The sequence below is a fragment of the Candidatus Protofrankia californiensis genome (genome assembly GCF_900634765.1).
Taxonomy (GTDB): Bacteria; Actinomycetota; Actinomycetes; order Frankiales; family Frankiaceae; genus Protofrankia; species Protofrankia californiensis.
The window spans coordinates 12,755-18,762 of record NZ_CAAAFT010000043.1 but is presented as its reverse complement, the minus strand read 5'-3'; the positions used below and the strand labels follow the sequence as shown (position 1 = coordinate 18,762).

The 6,008-nt window shown below is 68.0% G+C and carries 4 protein-coding genes and 1 pseudogene; 3 read left to right on the top strand and 2 right to left on the bottom strand.

Annotated features, from left to right (window positions below):
• Positions 1-548 (bottom strand): annotated as a pseudogene (locus DD1DGNOD_RS28620) (glycosyl transferase); the annotation flags it as partial.
• A gap of 794 nt (positions 549-1,342) precedes the next feature.
• On the opposite strand from DD1DGNOD_RS28620, the gene DD1DGNOD_RS02235 reads away from it, so the two are divergent.
• The 3 genes from DD1DGNOD_RS02235 (at position 1,343) to DD1DGNOD_RS02225 (ending at position 4,924) form a co-directional block, all read left to right on the top strand.
• Positions 1,343-2,314, top strand: coding sequence for a hydrogenase (locus DD1DGNOD_RS02235; RefSeq protein ID WP_131769329.1), 972 nt, complete (start codon positions 1,343-1,345; stop codon positions 2,312-2,314).
• Positions 2,315-2,402: 88 nt separating this feature from the next.
• Positions 2,403-4,010, top strand: a complete 1,608-nt coding sequence (locus tag DD1DGNOD_RS02230) for a nickel-dependent hydrogenase large subunit (RefSeq protein ID WP_131769328.1) — start codon at positions 2,403-2,405, stop codon at positions 4,008-4,010.
• Positions 4,011-4,039: 29 nt separating this feature from the next.
• Complete coding sequence (locus tag DD1DGNOD_RS02225; RefSeq protein ID WP_131769327.1) at positions 4,040-4,924, top strand: NifU family protein; 885 nt, start codon at positions 4,040-4,042, stop codon at positions 4,922-4,924.
• A 69-nt stretch (positions 4,925-4,993) separates the two neighbouring features.
• On the opposite strand, the gene DD1DGNOD_RS02220 is transcribed toward DD1DGNOD_RS02225, so the two are convergent.
• A complete protein-coding gene (locus tag DD1DGNOD_RS02220) occupies positions 4,994-5,275 on the bottom strand; it encodes a hypothetical protein (RefSeq protein WP_131764975.1) in 282 nt (93 codons plus the stop codon).
• Between the last annotated feature and the right edge of the window lie 733 nt (positions 5,276-6,008).

Genomic DNA, 6,008 nt, shown 5'->3' with positions numbered 1-6,008 from the left:
GTACCGTCGACCCGGGTGAAGCACGGCACACCGAGACGGGCCGCGAGCGCGTCGATCTCCCGCCAGTCCTTCCGGCCGGCGATACGGCCGTCGTTGAGGACGTACGTCTGGTGCGGGTAGTCGACGGCGAGGGCGAAGCGCAGGGTCCGCTCGACCATGGACGCAGGCTCACCGCACACCGTCACGAACACGTCCAGGGTGCCCACCGGCGGTGGGGCCTGGCGGACACCGCCGGGTCGCAGGCGGCCGAGCATCACCGCCGTCCACGATGCGGCCACGTAGGTGACCAGCTCCGCGCCGTAGAACAGGCAACCGATCGCGCTGGTGCCACCGAGTGTCGCCGTCCGCCAGACCAGGTAGATCGCACCGAGCACGATGACGAGCCCGCCGGCCACCGGCCCCAGCCGTCTGCCGGCCGGAACAGCCGCCGACGTGCCCGGGCGTCCACGCGGAGGTCCCTCCGTCGGCACCCGGGGCCTGGGCACCAACGGCGACAGGTCGTCGGGAACCGGCACGGCAGCGCCGGCCGACGCTGTGTCGCGAGCCATACTTGCCACCTTTCGAGAAGATCAACCTATTCGGCAACCAGTCGCACGAATGCCTTTCGTGCAGGACCGGATAAGGTTTCAATCAATGCACTTCTCCCGGATGGTGATAGCTGTCCTACATGAGGGGCATCGCGAACGTCCGACCGTGACGGCGGCAGGCTAACACCACCGATGTGACGCAGTGGAAACGTCAGTGCTTCTTCCGGGACCAGCAGCCCCAGCTACCTCAGACCCGCTCGACACCGATCGCCGGTAATACAACGGTTTGCCCACCGAAAACAGTGCGGAACACCCGGCCGTCGCGCCGCGCCTTCCGCGCCGGCGGAGTGTGCTCCGGGTCTCGACGTGTTATGGCCGCCACGCCGCACAGCCTCCGGCGGCCCGCGCGGACTCCGGCGGAAATACTCACCGCGGCATCAAACCGGGCACCACGTCGCCCGCGGATGAAATGTCCTGAAATTGACGGCCATGCAGTCATCGGCAGGGCACTGGCAGGACCTGATCATCTGTGGGACCCCGGTGTTGCCGGGCACGCGGGAGGCGAAATGATCATTACGTGATGGCGGTCATACGTCCGGGCTCCGGCAAGGGTGGACCGCCGACACCATGGGATCATGGCGACGGGCCGACGGCGAAACGACCATGTTCTTCCCGCGCCCGGGGTTCCCACCGATCCGGGGTTCCTCCCGGTAGGTCCGGAAGCCGACCCGGGCGGTCCGGGAGAACCCCGTCCCCGGATCACGTGGGGGCACGATCACGTAACCCCGACCTGGGGTTACCCGAGAGGAGGACCGATGCCGTCCGTGCTGTGGTTGCACGGGGGAGCGTGCAGCGGGAACACCATGTCCTTCCTGAACTCCGACGAGCCGAACGTCGTAGACCTCGTCACCGGGTTCGGGCTCGACCTGCTCTGGCACCCCTCCCTCGCGGCGGAGTCGGGAGCGGACGCACGGAAGCTGCTGCGGGCCTGCGCCCGCGGCGAGACACCGGTGGACGTCCTCGTGTTCGAGGGCTCCGTGATCGAGGGGCCCGAGGGCACCGGCCGCTACGACATGTTCGCCGACCGGCCCATGAAGGACTGGCTGATCGACCTGGCGGGAACGGCCCAGACCGTGGTCGCGATCGGGGACTGCGCCTGTTGGGGCGGGATCGCGGCGACGGCTCCCAACCCGACCGCTTCGACGGGCCTGCAGTTCCACAAGCGCGAACGAGGTGGCTTCCTCGGCGCGGAGTTCCGCTCGCGCGGCGGGCTCCCGGTCATCAACATCCCGGGCTGCCCGGCCCACCCGGACTGGATCACCCAGGTCCTCGTCGCGCTGGCGACCGGCCGGGCCGCCGACATCGACCTGGACGAGCTCCAGCGGCCGCGGACGTTCTTCACGACCTTCACGCACACCGGATGCACCCGCACGGAGTTCTTCGAATACAAGCAGTCCACCACCACGTTCGGGGAGGGCACCCGCACGGGCTGCCTGTTCTACGAGCTCGGCTGCCGCGGCCCGATGACCCACTCGCCGTGCAACCGCATCCTGTGGAACGGCCAGTCGTCCAAGACCCGCGCGGGCGTGCCGTGCATCGGATGCACCGAGCCCGAGTTCCCGTTCTTCGACCTCGAGCCGGGGACGGTCTTCCGGACGCGCAAGGCCGTCGGTGTCATCCCCCGGGAGGTCCCCGAAGGCACCCGCCACCTCACCTACCTGGCCCAGTCCGCGATCGCGAAGATCGCCGCTCCGGACTGGTCGAAGAAGGACACGTTCGTCGTCTGACGACCCGCCTGCCCCAGCTCCCCGACCAGCTTCGTGGCCGGCTCCGCGGCTACGGGCGGAAACCGCGCCGGATGGAAGAAGGACACCGATGACCACCGTCGATCTCAACGTCAGCCCGATGGGCCGGGTCGAGGGGGACCTGGACGTCCGGGTGACGATCAGCGATGGTGTCGTGACCTCCGCGTGGACCCAGGCGTCGATGTTCCGGGGCTTCGAGATCATCCTTCGGGGCAAGGACCCCCAGGCCGGCCTGATCGTGACCCCACGCATCTGCGGCATCTGCGGTGGCAGCCATCTGTACAAGTCCGCGTACGCCCTCGACGTGGCATGGCGCACCCGGATGCCGCCCAACGCCACGCTGGTCCGTAACATCGCGCAGGCATGCGAGACGCTCCAGAGCATCCCGCGCTACTTCTATGCGCTGTTCGCGATCGACCTGACGAACAAGAAGTACGCGCGCTCGCCCCTGTACGACGAAGCCGTCCGGCGGTTCACCCCGTACACCGGCACCAGTTATGCCCCGGGAGTCGTCCTGTCCGGCAAGCCGACCGAGGTTTATGCGATCTTCGGTGGGCAGTGGCCACACTCCAGCTTCATGGTGCCCGGCGGCGTCATGGGGGCGCCGACCCTGTCCGACGTCACCCGGTCGATCGCCATCCTGGAACACTGGAAGAACAACTGGCTGGAGAAGCACTGGCTCGGCTGCTCGGTCGAGCGGTGGCTGGCCAACCGGAGCTGGGACGACGTGCTGGCCTGGGTCGAGGAGAACTCCTCGCAGCATGACAGCGACTGCGGCTTCTTCATCCGCTACAGCCGCGACATCGGCCTGGACACCTACGGCGGCGGGATCGGCAACTACCTGGCCACCGGCACCTACTTCCACCCCGATCTCTACACGGCACCGAGCATCGAGGGGCGTAACGCGGCCCTGATCGCCCGCTCGGGGATCTACGCGAACGGCGAGTTCTTCGACTTCGACCAAGCCCGGGTCCGTGAGGACGTCACCCACTCCTTCTACGAGGGGACGCAGGCACGCCACCCGTTCGAGGGCGAGACCAGACCGGTCGATCCGCAGGTGGGGCGCGAGCAGGGCAAGTACAGCTGGGCGAAATCGCCGCGCTACCACGTGCCGGGGCAGGGATACGTCCCGATGGAGGCCGGGCCGCTGGCCCGCCGGATAGCCGCCGGCGCTCCCGGCGCCGCCGCCCACCAGGACGACGACCCGCTGTTCATCGACATCATCGCCCGGATCGGATCGTCGGTGATGGTCCGCCAGCTCGCCCGGATGCACGAGGCTGCCAAGTACTACCAGTGGACGCGACAGTGGCTCGATCAGCTCGAGCTGCGGGAGAGCTTCTACACCAAACCGGTCGAGCACACCGAAGGCCGCGGTTTCGGAGCCACCGAGGCGGCCCGCGGGTCGCTTGCCGACTGGATAGTCATCGACGACGGCCGGATCGCGAACTACCAGGTGGTCACGCCGACCGCGTGGAACATCGGCCCGCGGGACGGCTCGCAGACGCCCGGCCCGATCGAACAGGCGCTGGTCGGTTCACCGGTCGCCGACGCCGACGACCCGGTGGAGCTCGGGCATGTGGCCCGCAGCTTCGACTCCTGTCTGGTGTGCACGGTGCATGCCTACGACGGACGGACCGGCCGGCAACTGAGCAAGTTCGTGATCAACGGTGCGGTCTGACCCGGGGGACACGGACAAGGAGTCCAGCAATGAGCGACACCCGGCCGACCGGGCCGACGCGGGACGAACCCGGCTTCGACGCGCTGTCAGAAGCTCTCGACGAGGCGGCAGCCGGCGTCCGGGAGCTGGAACCGGCGGCCCGGCAACGAGCTGAGCAGCTGCGGCACGCTGTCGAGGCTCTCCACGGCAGCGGGATCAACGCGATCGTCCACAAGCTGCGTGGGGATCACCGCGGTCGGGAGCTGCTGTTCGGGCTCGCGGACGATCCCGTGGTGCGGCTGCTTTTCTCCGTGCACGGGATCCTCCAGCCCACGCCGGTGACCGAGTCGCTGCGTGCGCTGGAGAAGGTCCGCCCGTACCTGCGGGCACACGGCGGGGACGCGGAGCTGGTCCGGGTGGACGGGGACACCGCGTTCCTGCGGGTCAGCGGTACCTGCAACAGCCGCGCCCTGGCCGGGGTGACGTTGCGGGAAGTTGTCAAGGAGGCTCTGATCGGCGGGGTCGAACCGATCGTGCGCGTGGTGATGCTCGCGGGTGATCCGTCCCCGACACTGATCCCGCTGGGCCCGGTGCGCAACCGCGACGGCGGATGGGTGGCGGTCGGCACGGCGGCGGACCTCGGCGACAGGCCGATCACGGCGTTGCACCTTGAGCGGGCCGACGGCGCCGAGGCCGATGTCGTGGTCATCAGCCTGGACGGTCGGCTCACCGCCTACCGTGACATCTGCGCCCACCAGGGTCTGCCGATCAACGTGGCGCAGCTCGACCCGGCCACGGGCACCCTCACCTGCCCGCGCCATGGATTCTGCTATGACGCGCACTCCGGCGCGTGCCTGAACTCCCCGGGCGCCAAGCTCATGCAGTTGCCCCTGCGAGTGGACAACGGCCAGGTATGGATACGGCTCGACACGTGACCCTCGGCGGTCCGGGCACTTGGGCCTCCCGGCAGCGCGAGAAAAACATGATCGCGTTGCCTTTGGCCGCTAGCCGGCCTGGCGGATCCCGGGATGGTGCGGCGCCTTCAAGATCTTTCCTGGGGCTCGTTCACCGTTGCTCACCCAGTATCCGCCGTCAAGGCGCAGGCCCGCCTGCTCGGGCGGGATGCACCGGCCGTCAACGCGGTGGGCGTCGAACCCGGCGCCCACCCCCGCGAAGGTCTCGTGGCAGCTCGGACAGTGGGCAGCGGTCAACGCCGTCCACTGCACGTCGCATCGCCCGCAGCCCAGCAGAATCGGGCGATCATAGTCGACGTCCCGGCCAGCCACTGGCTCGCTCCTCACACATGTCCGAGCTCTCGTCCTTCGCGACCATGATTCTTCCGCTCATGTATCGGCAGGCGCTGCTCTCCTGCGCTCACCGTCGCAGTGCCGCAGACACGCAGACTATCGGTGTATCCGCCGTGTTTCGTTCTGTCCCCTCCCCCGAACCTGCCTCCGGTGGGACAAAAGCAGCATGAAAACCACGATTTCGTGGCTTTTGGCCGGTCCCGGAGGAACAGCCGAGCGCAAAGTGTTGCAGACAGCACCGTCGGACAACTGGTTCACCGACCAGGAGATCCAGGTCAGGAGCTGGACACCACTACTGATCGACTTTCCGGCGCCTACCGAGGGCGACGAGGACGTCGCTGTTGTGCCGGCTGGGTGTTGTGCTGGCTGAAGAGTGGGCCGGCGCCGGTCTGGTACCAGCAGGCCGGTCCTGGGTTTCGTCGCTCGCCACCCGCTGCCCGCCGCCGGTTCGACCGGTCGACGCTGATTCCCCCGGCGCACTGATTCCCCGGTGGCGGACTCACACCGAGGTTGCGGGAGACAGCCGGTCCCCCAGCGGATACACGCACGAAGCAGCGGAGACGACGTGCGGACCGTCCGGAGCGTTGGCCAAGTAGCGCTGATCCATTCCGACGTCGATCCATGATCTAATACCGTCGAATCATGACAGTGAGAGAGTAGACGGTCGTGATAACAGCCGTTTCCGCACTCAATCTCTTGATCGAAACAGGAT

Excerpts from the sequence above, each read along its gene's own strand:
- DD1DGNOD_RS02230 (WP_131769328.1), top strand. The coding sequence starts at position 2,403 with ATGACCACCGTCGATCTCAACGTCAGCCCGATGGGCCGGGTCGAGGGG.
- DD1DGNOD_RS02235 (WP_131769329.1), top strand. The coding sequence starts at position 1,343 with ATGCCGTCCGTGCTGTGGTTGCACGGGGGAGCGTGCAGCGGGAACACC.
- DD1DGNOD_RS02225 (WP_131769327.1), top strand. The coding sequence starts at position 4,040 with ATGAGCGACACCCGGCCGACCGGGCCGACGCGGGACGAACCCGGCTTC.